General features: G+C 58.1%; 18 protein-coding genes. 8 read left to right on the top strand and 10 right to left on the bottom strand.

Annotated elements, in window-relative coordinates; all coding sequences use genetic code 11:
• Nucleotide 1: 1 nt before the first annotated feature.
• The 4 genes from G538_RS0101730 to rpmB form a co-directional block, all read right to left on the bottom strand.
• The gene (locus G538_RS0101730; protein WP_029067956.1) at nt 2-538 is read right to left on the bottom strand and encodes a hypothetical protein; all 537 of its coding nucleotides are present in this window, start codon (nt 536-538) and stop codon (nt 2-4) included.
• A 144-nt stretch (nt 539-682) separates the two neighbouring features.
• Nucleotides 683-985, bottom strand: coding sequence for a 30S ribosomal protein S14 (gene rpsN / locus G538_RS0101720; protein ID WP_029067955.1), 303 nt, complete (start codon nt 983-985; stop codon nt 683-685).
• Nucleotides 985-1,155 carry a 50S ribosomal protein L33 gene (rpmG, locus tag G538_RS0101715; protein WP_029067954.1) on the bottom strand — a complete coding sequence of 57 codons (171 nt, stop codon included), beginning with the start codon at nt 1,153-1,155 and terminating at the stop codon, nt 985-987. Before rpmG ends, rpsN begins: the two co-directional genes overlap by 1 nt.
• Entirely contained in the window at nt 1,155-1,391 is a 237-nt protein-coding gene (rpmB, locus tag G538_RS0101710) for a 50S ribosomal protein L28 (RefSeq protein WP_029067953.1), read from the bottom strand. The genes rpmG and rpmB overlap by 1 nt, the downstream gene beginning before the upstream one ends.
• A gap of 60 nt (nt 1,392-1,451) precedes the next feature.
• Between rpmB and G538_RS0101705 the strand changes: the two genes are divergently transcribed.
• From G538_RS0101705 to ykgO, 3 genes are all read left to right on the top strand, one after another.
• Nucleotides 1,452-1,754 (top strand): type B 50S ribosomal protein L31, encoded by a 303-nt coding sequence (locus G538_RS0101705; RefSeq protein WP_029067952.1) that lies wholly within the window; start codon nt 1,452-1,454, stop codon nt 1,752-1,754.
• Entirely contained in the window at nt 1,751-2,827 is a 1,077-nt protein-coding gene (locus G538_RS0101700; RefSeq protein WP_029067951.1) for a GTP-binding protein, read from the top strand. Before G538_RS0101705 ends, G538_RS0101700 begins: the two co-directional genes overlap by 4 nt.
• Before the next feature lie 132 nt (nt 2,828-2,959).
• Nucleotides 2,960-3,082, top strand: coding sequence for a type B 50S ribosomal protein L36 (gene ykgO / locus G538_RS0101695; protein ID WP_029067950.1), 123 nt, complete (start codon nt 2,960-2,962; stop codon nt 3,080-3,082).
• Between the two features lie 25 nt (nt 3,083-3,107).
• Here ykgO and G538_RS0101690 read toward each other — a convergent pair whose 3' ends face one another.
• The gene (locus tag G538_RS0101690) at nt 3,108-4,058 is read right to left on the bottom strand and encodes a GlxA family transcriptional regulator (protein WP_245566762.1); all 951 of its coding nucleotides are present in this window, start codon (nt 4,056-4,058) and stop codon (nt 3,108-3,110) included.
• Between the two features lie 182 nt (nt 4,059-4,240).
• Here G538_RS0101690 and G538_RS0101685 point away from each other — a divergent pair, with 182 nt between their 5' ends.
• The 3 genes from G538_RS0101685 to G538_RS0101675 all read left to right on the top strand — a co-directional run bounded on the left by G538_RS0101685 (nt 4,241) and on the right by G538_RS0101675 (nt 7,347).
• Complete coding sequence (locus G538_RS0101685; protein ID WP_029067948.1) at nt 4,241-4,870, top strand: isochorismatase family protein; 630 nt, start codon at nt 4,241-4,243, stop codon at nt 4,868-4,870.
• Nucleotides 4,871-4,992: 122 nt separating this feature from the next.
• The gene (locus G538_RS0101680) at nt 4,993-6,351 is read left to right on the top strand and encodes a dihydrolipoyl dehydrogenase family protein (RefSeq protein WP_029067947.1); all 1,359 of its coding nucleotides are present in this window, start codon (nt 4,993-4,995) and stop codon (nt 6,349-6,351) included.
• A 69-nt stretch (nt 6,352-6,420) separates the two neighbouring features.
• Nucleotides 6,421-7,347 (top strand): hypothetical protein, encoded by a 927-nt coding sequence (locus G538_RS0101675; protein WP_029067946.1) that lies wholly within the window; start codon nt 6,421-6,423, stop codon nt 7,345-7,347.
• Between the two features lie 83 nt (nt 7,348-7,430).
• On the opposite strand, the gene G538_RS0101670 is transcribed toward G538_RS0101675, so the two are convergent.
• Nucleotides 7,431-8,465, bottom strand: coding sequence for a glutathione S-transferase family protein (locus G538_RS0101670; protein WP_029067945.1), 1,035 nt, complete (start codon nt 8,463-8,465; stop codon nt 7,431-7,433).
• Nucleotides 8,466-8,617: 152 nt separating this feature from the next.
• Between G538_RS0101670 and G538_RS0101665 the strand changes: the two genes are divergently transcribed.
• A complete protein-coding gene (locus G538_RS0101665) occupies nt 8,618-9,043 on the top strand; it encodes a YciI family protein (protein ID WP_029067944.1) in 426 nt (141 codons plus the stop codon).
• Between the two features lie 63 nt (nt 9,044-9,106).
• On the opposite strand, the gene G538_RS0101660 is transcribed toward G538_RS0101665, so the two are convergent.
• The 4 genes from G538_RS0101660 to G538_RS0101645 all read right to left on the bottom strand — a co-directional run bounded on the left by G538_RS0101660 (nt 9,107) and on the right by G538_RS0101645 (nt 14,121).
• On the bottom strand, nt 9,107-10,627 hold the full coding sequence (locus G538_RS0101660; protein WP_051196456.1) for a SulP family inorganic anion transporter: 1,521 nt from the start codon (nt 10,625-10,627) through the stop codon (nt 9,107-9,109).
• Nucleotides 10,628-10,802: 175 nt separating this feature from the next.
• A complete protein-coding gene (locus G538_RS14545) occupies nt 10,803-12,131 on the bottom strand; it encodes an MFS transporter (protein ID WP_051196455.1) in 1,329 nt (442 codons plus the stop codon).
• Entirely contained in the window at nt 12,128-13,711 is a 1,584-nt protein-coding gene (locus tag G538_RS0101650) for a peptide chain release factor 3 (protein ID WP_051196454.1), read from the bottom strand. The genes G538_RS14545 and G538_RS0101650 overlap by 4 nt, the downstream gene beginning before the upstream one ends.
• Nucleotides 13,708-14,121 (bottom strand): MerR family transcriptional regulator, encoded by a 414-nt coding sequence (locus G538_RS0101645; protein WP_029067941.1) that lies wholly within the window; start codon nt 14,119-14,121, stop codon nt 13,708-13,710. Before G538_RS0101645 ends, G538_RS0101650 begins: the two co-directional genes overlap by 4 nt.
• Nucleotides 14,122-14,319: 198 nt before the next feature.
• On the opposite strand from G538_RS0101645, the gene G538_RS0101640 reads away from it, so the two are divergent.
• Entirely contained in the window at nt 14,320-14,862 is a 543-nt protein-coding gene (locus tag G538_RS0101640; RefSeq protein ID WP_029067940.1) for a hypothetical protein, read from the top strand.
• Nucleotides 14,863-14,878: the final 16 nt, after the last annotated feature.

Below are 14,878 nucleotides of genomic sequence, written 5' to 3'. Positions count from 1 at the left end.
ACTATCTCCTAGAGCTCATCTCTCGAACAGTCAGGGGTATAGGGAGCCGGTTTTTGTATCCCAGAAACGCAACTCCGCCTATTTGCCCGGCGAAAAGGATGAACGTACTAAGAGTAAAGGGACCTATCCAGTAATCGATCCCAGATGTTATGAAAGACGCGATAAGCGCCACCAAGACGAGGGTTTTGGCCTTGGCAAGTGGAACCTGATAGTAGACGTCCCACTGTTCTGTGGCGAGTGGTGCATCGTAAACGTGTAACGGTGGCGGAGTGAACATAGCGCGCTGTGCGCCCAACGCCACGCCGGTGATCACGCCTGCTGAGAAGAACAGTGGGCCCATGAATGCATAACCTTCAACGACCCAGCGGCCAGCCGCCGCAATTGTCATCAGGTGCAGCAGATAGAGACACCCTAAAGCGGCCCCAAGGGTGATCAGTTTTTGCCGGAAACCCGAGAAAACGAAAACTGTTGGCACCGCCACGTGGGCCAAAACTGCGGTGATCACCATGAGAATAAAAAATGCCAGCAGATCAATCATCGGCGTTGTGAACTCCTTGAACACTGAAGGCTGTACCGTGCACAGGGGCAAGCGCCGGTGAACTCATTTTATGCACATAGTGTTTAAAAAGTGCATCAAGGGTGGGGCCGCAGTCAACCACTGCGGCCCCCCCTTTTCCCCTCCCTACCAGCTGCTTTTCGTGATGCCTGGGAGTTCACCACGAAGCGCGAGCTGGCGGAACTTGACGCGGGAAATTCCCGCTTTGCGGATGTATCCGCGTGGGCGGCCATCGGACACGTCGCGGTTGCGTAGCCGGGTGGGGCTGGCGTCGCGCGGTAGGTCGTTGAGTTCACGGAGCGCTGTTTGCCGCTCGGCGAGGGTTGCGCCGGTTCGGGCTTGTTCTTTGAGGGCGGCGCGTTGCTCTGCGTAGCGTGCGACGGTTTCTTCGCGGCGGCGCTGCGCGGCGATCTTGGATTTCTTGGCCATTACCGTTCCTCTCGGAAGTCAACGTGCTTGCGGATTTTGGGGTCGTATTTGCGGATCACCATGCGGTCGGGGTTGTTGCGCCGGTTTTTGCGGGTGATGTAGGTGTACCCGGTGCCGGCGGTTGATCGTAGTTTGATGATGGGCCGCAGGTCGGTGGATTTTTTGGCCATCAGATTTTCCCGTCTCGCGCGATGATTTGTGCAACAACAACCTCAATGCCTTTGGCGTCGATGGTTTTGATGCCGCGTGCGCTGACTCGTAGCGTGACGTGGCGCCCAAGGCTGGGCACCCAGTAACGCTTCTTTTGGATGTTGATGTTGAAGCGCCGTTTGGTGCGGCGGTGGGAGTGGGAGATTCGGTGTCCGAATCCAGGTTCAGCTCCCGTGACCTGGCAGATGCGGGCCATGTGTTCCTCCGTGTATGCTACTGATAATCATTATCGTTACCAGATGCTAGCAGAGGAACCATGAAGAAGAACATCCACCCCGATTACCACCCCGTCGTCTTCCGAGACAAAGCAGGCGGACTCACCTTCCTCACCCGCTCCACCATCACCAGCAACGAAACCATCGAATACAACGGCCAAACCTACCCACTCGTTGACATCGACATTTCATCCGCAAGCCACCCCTTCTGGACCGGAAACGCCCGCGTCCTCGACGCGGAAGGGCGCGTTGAACGCTTCCGCCGCCGCTACGGCCAATCCTCCGATGCCACCTCAGCACCGGAAGGAGCCGCACCACAGGACGGAACAGGAGCAACCGCATGACCCCGCCACCAGTCATCCTCGTCACCGGGACCTGCACCGAATCCATGGCCGCAGCAACCATGACCATGCAATGGGACCTGCCCGGGGCGGTCGTGGTTCGCCACGACATCGACGTGGTCAAAGGGCGCCTGTACCGCATAGTCAGCGACGCATCGGGAGTGATTGAACACGTCATCCTTGACCTTGAGCACGCCTGCGTGAGCTGCGCCATCCGCGAAGACATCGTGCCCACCCTTCGCCGACTGTCCGATGCGCGCCGCTGGGGAGCGATCATCGCCCACCTGCCCGTCGGTGCCGAGGCACTACAGGTGTGCCGGGTCGCCGCATGGGACGACGAAACCTCCCGCCACCTGCACATCAGCGCCGTTGTCACCACAATCAACGGGCCGCAAACCCTAGACGACCTCATGGGTAACGACCTACTCGTTGAACGCGGAGTACACAGCGCCGAAGACGACTCACGCGGGGTCGCCGAAACCCAATGCGCCATGGTTGAACACGCCGACATGGTCATCACCGTGGGCCGTGCAGGGCGCACCGGCGAAGAGCTCCTGCGAGCACTTGCCCGCCCCGGGGTGCCCCTGGTGCGTGGCATCGAAAGAGTCGACACCTCACTGTTGATGAAAGGTGTTCACGACCACAAAGCCTCCGAACAATGGATTGCACAAGTACGGCGTGGCCACGTGCCCACCCCCACCAGCGACGACGTGTGGACCCTTGACCTGAACTCCACCATGCCATTCCACCCAGAACGCCTCCTGGAACACATCGAACGGCTCGGTGGGCATAACTTCCGGGCCCGCGGATGCTTCTGGCTGCCCACCCGCCCCGAATACGTGTGCGCGTGGGACGGAGCAGGCGGCCAACTGTCCATCGGAACATGGTCACACTGGGAACACGCCACACCACTGTCACGCATCGTCGTCACCGGGACGGGCGAAGGGCGCGACGAGTTAGAGCGCGCATTCCGGGAAAGCCTGGTCACCGATGTTGAAGCAGTGTCCTACGGGCTGGCCTGGGACACCCACGAAGACGGGCTTGAACCGTGGCTCGGAGATATCGCCGTGGCCTAAACGCAGTTAAGCCGGGGCTTAACTGCTGCCCAACCGCTGCTTCTAACCTGCGCTTAACCGCTACGTGCACGCGCTCACACGGCACTTCTCAGCCGCACAACCTACCCAGCACAACCCCATGAAGGAGACATCATGAAGGTCCGTAACTCGTTGAAATCATTGAAAAACCAACCCGGTTCGCAAGTAGTGCGCCGCCGTGGGCGGGTGTTTGTCATCAACAAGAAAAACCCGCGCCTCAAAGCACGCCAAGGCTAAACCTGTACATCCCAGGTCACGGCGCTCAGGCCCGGGCGTCGAACCTGCGTCGGTAACTTGACGGGGTGCTGCCAAACGCGGAGGCGAAGTTCTGCCGGAATGTTACGCCACTGCCGAACCCGCATTCTGCGGCTACTCGGTCAATGGGCATGTCGGTTGTTTCCAAGAGTCGGCGCGCCTCGTCAAGGCGCCGCGACCGTACCCAAGCTGCCGGGGTGGCTCCTGTGGAGTCTCGAAACGCGCGGATAAATGAGCGCCTACTCATGTGCGCAACCACGGCGAGTTGGTCAACATTGAGGTCGCCGTCGAGGTGTTCAAGTGCCCATTGGGTGGCTACGGCGATGGGGTCGTCATCGGCGCGGGCGGCAATGGGGCGTTCAATGTATTGGGCTTGTCCGCCTTCTCGGTGTGGGGCGACAACGAGGCTGCGCGCTACTTTGTTCGCTGCGTCGGCGCCTAGGCGGGTGCGGATAACGTGCAGGCAGGCGTCGATTCCCGATGCTGTTCCTGCGGAGGTCAGGACGTCGCCGTGGTCCACATAGAGTACTGACGCATCGACGGTGATGTTTGGGTGGCGTGTGGCGAGTTCGTCGACAGCGTGCCAGTGGGTGACGGCTGTGCGCCCTGCAAGGAGACCTGCGTCAGCGATTGCTATTGCGCCAAGGCATAAACCGACGATGCTCGCCCCGCGTTGGTGCGCGGTGTGCAGGGTGTGGCGTAGGGCGTCGCTGAGTTCTTTGCCGTGTGGCAACCAGGATGGAACCACCACAATGTCGGCGTCTAGGGCAGCGTCAATACCGCTGATGTTTGCGACGGGGTACCCCTCGGATGTGCGAATGTTCCCAGGGGTTTCGGAGAACAACACCGTCGTCCAGGTGGCAAGATTTTGACGCGTGACCTCGTCAAACACCATGTGCGGTACGGACAGGTGGAACATGGTGATGTCGTCAAAGGCGTATACGGCGATTTTCATCATCAGTTCTCCAGTGGTTTCTAACCAGCACGGGTGGTGCGCTTGGTGGGACATAGCGGTCATCGTCTTTGGCGCAAACTCATCATAACCATGCACTTGTGCCAATGGTATGTGAGGTGGTGGCGGGGAAAGATCAACGTAGGGCAGAAATCACTGCCCTTGTCCCCCACAAGGAGCGAATAATCATGGCCATTCCGCGCCGCGCACTGATCATTGTTGATGTTCAAAACGAGTACGTCGATGGGCCGCTGGAAATCCAGTACCCGCCTCATGCAGAGTCGTTGCCGCGCATCGGCGAAGCAATTGATGCAGCCACAGCCGCTGGTATTCCGATTGTCATGTTCCAACACACAAGTGGCGAAGGTGCGCCAGTTTTTGACCCGACCACTCCTGGCTTTGACGTCCACCCGGACATCGTCCAGCGACAAACACCTGAGTGGAAGACGATCACCAAACAGTACGGAACGGTGTTTGCAGGTACTGACCTGTTGGAATGGTTGCGCGACCACAACGTCGACACGGTGACTTTTGTGGGGTACATGACAAACAATTGCATTCTTGCTTCTCTGGCTGAAAGCGAAACCCACGGGCTTGCTGCTGAGGTGCTTTCCGACGCAACTGGTGCGATCAATATCGCTAACGCGGCTGGTGTTGTCAGTGCAAAAACTGTGCACACCACGCTGATGGCGTTGTTTAACTCAAACTTTGCAGCTGTTGCTCTCACCGATGAGTGGAAGGTCGCTGTTCTTCAGAGCGAAAGCCTCGCCAAGGACAACTTGGTGAGTTCCGCGATGCTCGGCGCGACATCCGCCTAAAGCGCGCGGTTTCCCCCTTGCGTTGTCTGTGTTCTTGCTCCTCACCGATTGCGGCGCGCTCGACTGCGGGTGACAGTGGGATGAGCAATCATCCCCAGCACGTCGGTGAGGAAGGCCAGCATATGAATGAGCACGTTGATGCCGTAGTGATCGGTATGGGGCCAGGCGGGGAAGTTGCCTCCTCCGAGCTCGCTAAAGCTGGCAAACGGGTTGCCGTTGTGGAACGGGAACTCATCGGTGGGGAGTGCGCCTACTATGCGTGTATCCCCTCGAAAGTGGTGCTTCGCTCCCCAGAGGTTGCGCAGGAGGTGCGCAACACCGCTGGGGTGTCAGATGCCCACCTCAACTGGGAAAACACCCGCACCTACCGTGATGAGATGATCCGCCACCTTGACGACGCCAAACAGGTGTCCTCCTACCAGGACCAGGGTGTGCTGGTGTACAAAGGTGAGGCGCGCATCGTGCGGGCGGGGGTGGTCGCCGTGGGCGACACCCAACTACACGCGGACACCATCATTATTGCCACGGGCACCCAGGCTTTTGTGCCGCCCATTGATGGGGTGGACACCATCACCGCGTGGACAAACCGCGAGCTGTACACGGTGAAGGACCTGCCTGGTTCGGCAATTATTGTGGGCGGCAGCGCGGTTGCGCTTGAGTCGGCGACATTCCTGGCCCGGTTTGGGGTGCAGGTGACCGTTCTCAACAGGGGGCCGCACCTGCTGAGCCGTGAGGACCCGTGCGTGGGTGACCTGGCGCAACAACACATTGCCGATGCTGGTGTCACAGTGCGTCTGGGTGCGGAACCTGTGTCAGCGGAACGCGACGAGGCGACGGGTGCGAGTGTTCTGCACCTGAATGACGGGTCCACAGAGTCCGCTGATGTTGTTATTTTTGCGACGGGCCGTACCCCACGAACTAGCGAACTAGGTGTCGAAAATGCTGGTGTTCACCTGGGGGAACACGGCGAAATTATTGTGGATGAGCGTTGTCAGGCAGCGCCTGGCGTGTGGGCGGTGGGTGATGTCACCGGGATTATGCCGTACACGCACGTCGCTAAATATCAGGGACGAATAGTCGCCGATGCGATACTCGGCGGGCAGCGCACCGCAACCTATGACGGTGTGCCGCGGGTTGTGTTCGCCGACCCGGAGATCGCCGCCGTTGGGGTGACCGCACAAGCGGCCCGTGAACAGGGTATTCGCGTGGTTGAGAATGAACTGGACCTCACCGCAGCGTTAGCAAAACCGTGGCTTTACGAACAAGAACCACACGGCACACTGGGTGTTATTGCTGATGCGGACCGGCGCGTCCTTGTGGGGGCGTGGGCGGTTGGGCCACTGGCCAGCGAATGGATCCACTGGGCTGCGTTCGCGATTCGCACCCACACCCCCATTGATGTGCTCCTTGACCAAATCCCACAGTTCCCGACCTACCACGAGGCGTACCTCTCCGCGATTGGCGGGTTGGATCTCGACTGATTGTGGGGGGCGTGGGCCTGGGCAGGAAGTCTCAGAGATAACGGATACACCACACCGTAGGTTTGGTTCATGACTCATGAGGACGTTCCGCGGCGTGAAGAGGAACTGCTCGGTTCCCTCCCGGCGTTGTTCTTCTTTTTGTCGTTGTCTTTTATGCCCCGGGAACACTTAGACGGTTCTGCGGTGCAGCCTGAGAGCATTCTGCAAGGCAATGACAAAGAGATCCTGTTCCGCCTCGAACAAGCAGTCCACGAAACAGGGCTTGCTGCGCTGCGCGGTTCTATGGAACACGTCATCGCCCATGTTGGCAGTGTGGCAAGTGACCTGAGTTGGGGCTGGTTAGCGCCCTTAAACAGGCCTGAGTACACACTGTTCCAGTACCGCGAAGTTTTCCGCCCACTCGCCCGGCACATAGCAACTGACCCCGCGTATGACTGGTGGTGGGAGGGCGGCGGCGGGCAATGGGTGACCGCAAAAGATACCGGTAGTTCAGACTGGTCGAAGTTGAACGACCGGCAACACTGGTCAAACCAGCCCCGCTACGCCCACTCCATTCAAACAACACCAGGCCCAATCGGGTCTGCGGCCAGTACCCTTGCCGTGTGCGTTGACAATGACACGATGCCCCAAGGCGATCACCGGGTCATGCAGTTTCAAGGCCCCATGAGCGACAACGGAGTACGCATTCGCGGAGTCGATGATTGGAAACACCTGCTGTCGCTGGGGTCCGCGCGCATAACAAGCACCCAAACACGCAAAGACTGGGATGCTTTCCTCGGGCGCCACCCACGGTGGGTTACTCCCGCTTGGGAGAACATCGTTGAACACGTGTCATGGGTGGAGCTCACGCTCGCTGGTTTCCTGACCACCGCCTACCGGCCCATCACTGTTGACGGCGAAACAACCGCCATTATCGGCTGGAACCCCGGGGCAACAATGCACTTCAACGTCGACCCCACCCCGTACACCAGCTGGGCCGACACCGACCACAACTAACCAGCCATGCCGCCAAACGACAGCGTTCAATTTTTCTCGTGTTCAATCAGAAATGAACACCAGAAAAACTGAACAGCCTTGAGCTACCCGATGTCGGGGACTTTTTCACCGTCGTGTGGTGGCGGCGGTGGGGTGCCATCACCGAAGGGGCGCCCACCAAGTTCTTCACGCCCATGCTCACTCAACCAAGCAGACGCATCGGGTCCGAGCGGCACAATCCCGGAAGGGTTGATGTCGCGGTGCACCTGGTAGTAGTGGTCTTTGATTTGTTGGAAGTCGATGGTGTCACCAAACCCGGGGGTTTGGAACAGGTCGCGGGCGTAAGCCCACAGCACGGGCATCTCGATGAGTTTGTTGCGGTTGCATTTGAAGTGGCCGTGGTAGACCGCATCAAAACGCGCGAGCGTTGTGAAGAGTCGCACGTCAGCTTCTGTGATGGTGTCGCCAACGAGGTAACGCTGTGTGGAAAGCCGTTCACTCAACCAGTCGAGGCGGTTGAACAGGGTGTTGTAGGCGCGTTCATAAGACTTTTGCGACCCGGCGAACCCCGCCCGGTACACGCCATTGTTGACGTCTTGGTAGACGAGTTCAGCGACCTCATCGATTTCGCTGCGCAAAGCCTCCGGGTACAGGTCTGGCGCCCCGTTGCGGTGGAACTGTGTCCACTGTGTTGAAAAGTCGAGAGTGATTTGCGGGAAGTTATTGGTGACAACCGCACCTGTGGGAATGTCTACCATCGCAGGCACGGTAATGCCGCGCGGGTAGTCGCGGAACCGGGCGAAGTAAGCATCTTGGAGGCGTTCAATACCCAGAACAGGGTCAACACCGTCAGGGTCGAGATCAAACGTCCAGCTGCGTTCGTCGTGTACCGGGCCGGGTGTGCCCAAGGAGATGGCATCTTCGAGGCCAAGGAGCCGCCGCACAATGATCGCGCGGTTAGCCCACGGGCAGGCCCGCGCCGCAACAAGACGGTACCGGCCAGCCTCAACAGGCCAACCATCACGTGCATCGGCGGTAATACGGTCCTCAATGTATTGAGTGTCGCGGTCGTAGTCCTGGCCGGGTTCAACGTACTTACCGGGGGTGGAATGAGTCTTGTTAATTTCACGTTCAACCATCACTCCAGCCTACGTGACCCCAGCGAAGTGCTCTCGGCGAACGAGGTGGTTGAAGAACTCGACACCGAATCGGGTTCAAGGAGCGGTACCTGCACTGCCGTGCCATGCTCGGAACTGTCAGAGGTGTCAGAAAAAGCAGAGAGGGGACCGCAATGGCATACATGCTCATCATGCGGGCCACAGAGGAATCCCAGGCAGCAGCTAAAGGCAAGTCGTATGAAGATGTCATCAACGCCATGGGGATTTACAACGAAGCGCTCATGGACGCTGGTGTTCTAGCAGGCGGTGACGGTCTCGCAGACCCCAATGAGGGGGCGGTTGTTGAGTTCACGGGCGATGCCCCAACAATTCGCCTCGGCGCGTACGGCGGTGTCAGTGAACGGTTCAGCGGGTACTGGGTGCTCAACGTCGCGTCGTTGGATGAAGCAACGATGTGGGCGGCGCGGTGCCCCATGGTGCCTGGGTCCTCGCTTGAAGTGCGTCGTATTACTGACGAGTCTGACTTCGCTGAGTTTGAGGGAAACGAATACCTCGAGAAAGAGAAAACGTGGCGTGAAACGTTACAGGGAGACAGCTGAACGCTGCCTCCCTGCACAGTGAGGTGATTGAACTATCGTGCTCGATGCGCGCGACGTGCTCGGTTAGTGGCCTTCGCCCATGTTCCCGGCAAGGCGCCCGTGACGCTCAGCGGAATCTTCGTTCAAACCAATGATGGTGACGTTTTTGCCTTTACGCCGGTATTTTGTGGTGATGGCGTCGAGGGTGGCAACAGTTGAGGCATCCCAAATGTGGGCACCAGACATGTCGATCACAATGTTCTTGGGGTCACCGGTGTAGTCGAATTGGTACACCAAGTCGTTGGAGGACGCGAAGAACAACTCGCCCTTCACGGCGTACACGCGCTCGTTGTCGTCATCGGTTTTGTCGAGGCGAACAACCTCGGTGAAGTGCGCAACGCGACGCAAGAACAACAGCGCCGCGACAATCACGCCGACGAGAACACCAATGGCCAGGTTGTGTGTGGCAACAACAACGACAACCGTTGTGAGCATGACGATGGTTTCGGACTTTGGCATGCGGCGCAGTGTTGCGATCTGGATGGAGTGCCAGTCGAAGGTGGCCACGGATACAACAATCATCACGGCAACGAGTGCAGCCATTGGGATGATCGCGACGACGTCGCCCAAGCCAACGATGAGAGCGAGCAGGAACATTCCGGCGAGGAACGTTGAGATCCGGGTGCGAGCACCAGAAACTTTTACGTTGATCATGGTTTGACCGATCATCGCGCAACCACCCATACCACCGAAGAAACCGGTGATGATGTTTGCGGCACCTTGGCCCCATGCTTCACGGGTTTTATTCGAGTGGGTGTCAGTGACGTCATCCACAAGCTTTGCGGTCATGAGGGATTCCAGCAGACCAACAAGAGCCATCGACAGTGCGAATGGCGCGATGATCTGGAATGTTTCCCATGTCAGGGGGACGTTCGGGAAGAACAAGGAAGGCAATGAACGGGGTAGTTCACCTTCGTCACCGACGGTGGGGACGTTCATTGCGAAGGTCACGGTGATGACCGTGAGAATAACGATGGCAACCAATGGCGCTGGAACAATCGTGGTGAACCGCGGCAGTACAAAGATGATCACGAGGCCCAGCGCGATGAGTCCGTAAACCACCACAGGAACATCACGCATGTGAGGCACCTGGGCGAGGAAAATAAGGATAGCCAGTGAGTTCACAAACCCGACCATCACGGAGCGCGGGATGAAGCGCATCAGCTTCGCAACACCGATGACCCCAAGAACCACCTGGAAAATACCGGCAAGAATCACCGTGGCAATGAAGTAGTCGAGGCCGTATTCTCGCGCAACAGGGGCGATAACCAGTGCGATTGCGCCAGTTGCGGCGGAAATCATCGCTGGGCGTCCACCGAGGAACGCGATAGATACGGCCATCGTGAATGAGGCAAAGAGACCGATCCGGGGGTCAACGCCCGCGATGATTGAGAAGGAAATAGCTTCAGGGATCAGGGCGAGTGCAACAACAAGCCCAGCGAGTACCTCAGTTTTCAGCCGTTTAGGGGACTTCAGTGCTGCAAGCACTGAGTGCTGTTCATCTGCCTCAGGGGGTGCAGAGGGCAGGGGTTTTTCAACAGTCATTCACAAGTTCCGTTCACATGTTGAGCCGTGGCCCGCAGGAATATGGCGCGGCAGGGCCTCAGCACGCTACGCCGCGCAAAAATCAGGTGGTGGAGGTGACGCCAGCCCCGTCGGGTGGACTCACAGCGCCGGATGAAACTCTACCCTAACGTTACGGAAGGGTGTAGTGGCAATCTCAGGGCCTGGACGCGCCATCTTTGGTACTTGTGCCTTCGTGTTGTTTAGGGCGCGATCCGGGTTCGCGCGCAAAAACCGCCCATCCGCATAGAGCGAGAGGCGCAAACATAGAGATGTAAAGCGCCGGGTTGTAGGTGCCAGTTGATTCAAAGACAGTCGCGAAAAGTAGCGGTCCACAAGCGGTTCCGCCCACACTGATTGCCGCAACAAGACCACGAATCGACCCGATATATTGCAGTCCGAAGTAGCGGGGGAGGGCTGCGGCTTCAACAGCTCTAATCATGCTTCCCGCTGATCCCAGCATGGCCCCAAAAGCAATTGCCGATATGCCCGGGCTCACATGTGTTCCCCACCACAAAGCGCCTGCGAGGGTGAGCATCGACCCAACAATCATCCATCGCCCAGCGAAACGGTCCATCAGGTACCCGGTTATCAATGTTGCTGCGAGACCAGCGACCGTTTGCGGAATGAAGTTTGCTGCTGCTTGCGCGGCGGTGAGGCCTCGTGAGGTGAGTAACGAAATTTGGTGGAATGACACAGCTGTTGTCAGAAGCCCAGAAAGGGCGACCGCCGATGCGATAAGCCAAAAGTACGGTTCACGTAATGTTTGAGCGCGCGTGTAGGAGACATGAGGCTCATGCAAAAATTGCGCGGTAGGTGCACCGTGTGTGTCACGGTGTTGCTTTGGTGTTGGCCCATCAGGTCGCTGTTTCAGATCAGATGGTTTGTTGCGGATACCGAAAAACGCTAGGGGGAGAACAATCACCCAAATGGCAAGGCCCTCAACCACCCACGCGGTACGCCACCCATGTTGAAGAAGGTACCCCTCCAAAATCAGTGGGGTCGATGAGATTCCAATCGCCCCGATAGCTGACACAATCCCCGTTGCGAGACCGCGACGGCGGGAGAACCACATCGCAACCGATGTTGTGGCAACAAGTCCAAGCGCCCCTTGCCCTGCCATGCGAATGCCAACAAAGCCAGCGGTCAAACCAACGATGTCATTGATCAAAGACATCGCCATGAGGATGCCACCAAATGCGAAACCAATGACTAGCATCGAGCGGCGAATACCAAACCGGTCAATGCCCCGCCCAATCCAAGGCAAAGCAAATGCTCCTGCCAAAGTACCAAGCATGTAGGCGGTAGAGATCGATGACCGGCTCACCCCTAGGTCAGCGATGAGCGGGTCAATGAACAGTGAAACACCAACGGTCTGCCCTGGCCCCGTTGCGGCGAGGGCAATGGAGGCATAAACCACCATGTGCCATCCGTAAAAACCACCCGGTTCAAGGGATTCACGGTGTATTGCTAGTGGTGATTTCACTGGGGCTGTGCCTCAGCGAACAGGGTGGGGTGGTTGGTCATGAGTGTTTTGAGTCGCCACTTGTCGCGAATTAATGCCACGGCTGTGCCGTTGCTACGGCGAGCAATTTCCACACCGAGCGTCCCGCTGATCGCTGCGACATCCGCTGCGCTGGCGTTGCGGGCCACCGAGTACTCCAAGTGGTCTGTGATGATGGGCGCGTGGAATTCTTGTTCCATGCGGAACGCTGCAACCTCGAATTGCAGTGGTCCCACGGCGGCGAGGATTGGTGAAGCGTCACCGCGGTTCTCAGAGATGAGAATTTGGATGACACCTTCTTGTTCCAGTTGGGCAATTCCTTTTCGGAATTGTTTGGACTGGCTTGGGTCTTTCACGCGCACCGTGGAGAAGTGTTCTGTTTCGAAGTGCGGCATGGGTGGGTATGAGCCGCCTGGTGAATCAGTTGAGTGGATGGTGTCACCCACGTGGAGGGATGATGCGTTCACTAAACCAACAACATCGCCGGGGTACGCGGTTTCGATGGTGGAACGATCGCGCCCAAAGACTGACAGTGCGTACTTGGTGGCGAAGGAACGCCCAGTGCGTTCCTGAACCACAGTCATCCCACGAGTGAACTGCCCGGAGCACACCCGCACAAACGCCAGGTGGTCACGGTGTGCCCGGTCCATTCCGGCCTGCATTTTGAAGACAAACCCGCTGAAGGGTGCATCGATAGGGCGTGGGGTTCCGTTTGCTAGCGCACGCGGCCCAGGTGATGGTGCCACAGTTTCCACCACGGACAGCAGTTCACTGACGCCGATGTTCGTTAAAGCGGCCCCGAACAGTAGCGGGGAGGTGGTGCCTTCGTGGAATGTGACGGGGTCGTATTCACCGAGCAAACCGGACGCTTCAATGGCTTCGGTGACGTCTTCTGGGTGGCGGGTCAACGCCTCGTCGAGGGTGACGGTTTCTGACAGGGCCAGTGTTGCTCCACCAGGTGCACGCTCATAGAACGTGACACTGCGGTCACGCAGGTCAATGATCCCTTTCATCTCCCCAGCGCGGCCAATGGGCCAGGTGATGGGGGTGGGGGTCAGGTTGATGCGTTCGGTGAGTTCGTCGCACAGTTCAAGTGCTTCTTTACCGAGGCGGTCCCACTTATTGATGAACGTAATAACGGGCACTCCGCGTTGGCGGCACACCTCAAACAGTTTGAGAGTTTGTGGTTCCAACCCTTTGGAGGAGTCAATGAGCATGACCGCGGCGTCGACGGCGGTTAGCACACGGTAGGTGTCTTCAGAGAAGTCAGCGTGACCGGGGGTGTCCAGAAGGTTGATGACGAGACCGCGGTATTCGAACTGGAGAGCTGCGGAGGTAATAGAAATTCCGCGTTTCTTTTCGATGTCCAACCAGTCTGACACCACACCGGCGCGGTTACCGCGCCCGTGGACGGCGCCAGCCTCCGAGATGACTTTGGCGTGCAAAGCCAGTGCTTCGGTGAGGGTGGATTTACCGGCGTCCGGGTGTGAAATGACGGCGATGGAACGCCGCCGGGACGCTTCATCGATGATGGTTTGGTTTGACAAAGTTACTGATGTCACGTGCGGGGACTCACTGCCTGGTGTCGGATGGTGTGGGTGCGGAGTTGCTCGGCGAAACCTTCAGCGATGCTGAGTTGGCGTCGTAGAGCTTGGCAGCGCTCGTCGGTGGCGGCATGGAACATGTCAAGCCGCTCGAGTGCATCTGCGTGGTCTTTGGCTGTGGCGGCGGGGTCATCGAGAGTGTCGAGTGACTCAAGGAGGCCGCGCATCTCGTCGAGGGAGAAATCCAGCGGTTTCATGGCTTTCACCACGTCAAGCCGGGCGATGTCTTCCTCTGTGTAGAGACGGAAACCGCCCTGGGAGCGGGCAGAGGGGGTAATGAGGCCCACTTCTTCGTAGTAGCGGATTGTCCGCAGGGACAGTCCAGTACGTTCCGCGACCTCGCCGATCTGCCGGTGGTTGTGTGCCATGTGGGGTTCTCCTCGCTCCAGCCCACAAGTCTACCGTTACGTGAGAATCCTGGGGCGTGACAGCGGTAACGTTCTTGGCCATCCAGACATAGACAGGTTGTGGGCGCCGATGCGTCCAGGGTAGGTGGACTTTCACACCCCCCGATTGGTAGTTTGTGCATGTCAAGGAAGACGCCGCACCTGAGGGGGATGCGCTAAATGGCAAATATTTCGAAGTCTGTTCATTATTGCCTCGTTAGTGTGGTGCTGTTTGCTGGTTGCGCTGGTGAAGAAGCCAGCCCAGCAGCGCAAGAATACGCATCGTTAAATGTCACGCTGTTAGAAGACAACGCCAACGAGGTCGTGGAATGCGTCAAAGAGCGAACAGGCTTCGAGGTCACAGCTGACCCTGATGGGAGCGTTGGCTACACCAACGAAGACGTACCGGAAAGCCAATACGAGATCGTTGACGCTGCGATCCCCGAATGCTTTGAAGAACTCGGATTCATCACCGACGGTGTCATGTCAGACGAACAAAAAACCCGCATGTACGCCCTACAAATCGAAGCCCGCAACTGCTTAGCTGAACAAGGCTACGACACCCCCGAACCACCCTCAGAAGCGGTCTACCTCGACACGTACGGCACACCAGAATACTGGGCACCCTGGGGTCACATGGGCAATTACCAACTGTCCAGCGAAGAAATGACAACACTCCTCGCGGAGTGCCCAGATCCTGGCGCATTCACGTCACAGAACTAACAACCAGAAACGACCC

This window comes from Jonesia quinghaiensis DSM 15701 (assembly GCF_000423205.1).
Lineage (GTDB): Bacteria > Actinomycetota > Actinomycetes > Actinomycetales > Cellulomonadaceae > Jonesia > Jonesia quinghaiensis.
Note: the sequence above shows the minus strand (reverse complement) of the source record. Positions and strands in the feature narration are given on the sequence as shown.

Bases quoted from the DNA above. Each gene is read 5' to 3' on its own strand.
- G538_RS0101645 (WP_029067941.1), bottom strand. From the start codon at position 14,121: ATGGCACACAACCACCGGCAGATCGGCGAGGTCGCGGAACGTACTGGA.
- G538_RS0101670 (WP_029067945.1), bottom strand. From the start codon at position 8,465: ATGGTTGAACGTGAAATTAACAAGACTCATTCCACCCCCGGTAAGTAC.
- G538_RS0101730 (WP_029067956.1), bottom strand. From the start codon at position 538: ATGATTGATCTGCTGGCATTTTTTATTCTCATGGTGATCACCGCAGTT.
- G538_RS0101640 (WP_029067940.1), top strand. From the start codon at position 14,320: ATGGCAAATATTTCGAAGTCTGTTCATTATTGCCTCGTTAGTGTGGTG.
- G538_RS0101685 (WP_029067948.1), top strand. From the start codon at position 4,241: ATGGCCATTCCGCGCCGCGCACTGATCATTGTTGATGTTCAAAACGAG.
- G538_RS0101660 (WP_051196456.1), bottom strand. From the start codon at position 10,627: ATGACTGTTGAAAAACCCCTGCCCTCTGCACCCCCTGAGGCAGATGAA.
- rpmG (WP_029067954.1), bottom strand. From the start codon at position 1,155: ATGGCCAAAAAATCCACCGACCTGCGGCCCATCATCAAACTACGATCA.
- G538_RS0101705 (WP_029067952.1), top strand. From the start codon at position 1,452: ATGAAGAAGAACATCCACCCCGATTACCACCCCGTCGTCTTCCGAGAC.
- G538_RS0101665 (WP_029067944.1), top strand. From the start codon at position 8,618: ATGGCATACATGCTCATCATGCGGGCCACAGAGGAATCCCAGGCAGCA.
- ykgO (WP_029067950.1), top strand. From the start codon at position 2,960: ATGAAGGTCCGTAACTCGTTGAAATCATTGAAAAACCAACCCGGTTCG.
- G538_RS0101690 (WP_245566762.1), bottom strand. From the start codon at position 4,058: ATGATGAAAATCGCCGTATACGCCTTTGACGACATCACCATGTTCCAC.
- G538_RS0101680 (WP_029067947.1), top strand. From the start codon at position 4,993: ATGAATGAGCACGTTGATGCCGTAGTGATCGGTATGGGGCCAGGCGGG.
- rpmB (WP_029067953.1), bottom strand. From the start codon at position 1,391: ATGGCCCGCATCTGCCAGGTCACGGGAGCTGAACCTGGATTCGGACAC.
- G538_RS0101675 (WP_029067946.1), top strand. From the start codon at position 6,421: ATGACTCATGAGGACGTTCCGCGGCGTGAAGAGGAACTGCTCGGTTCC.
- G538_RS0101700 (WP_029067951.1), top strand. From the start codon at position 1,751: ATGACCCCGCCACCAGTCATCCTCGTCACCGGGACCTGCACCGAATCC.
- rpsN (WP_029067955.1), bottom strand. From the start codon at position 985: ATGGCCAAGAAATCCAAGATCGCCGCGCAGCGCCGCCGCGAAGAAACC.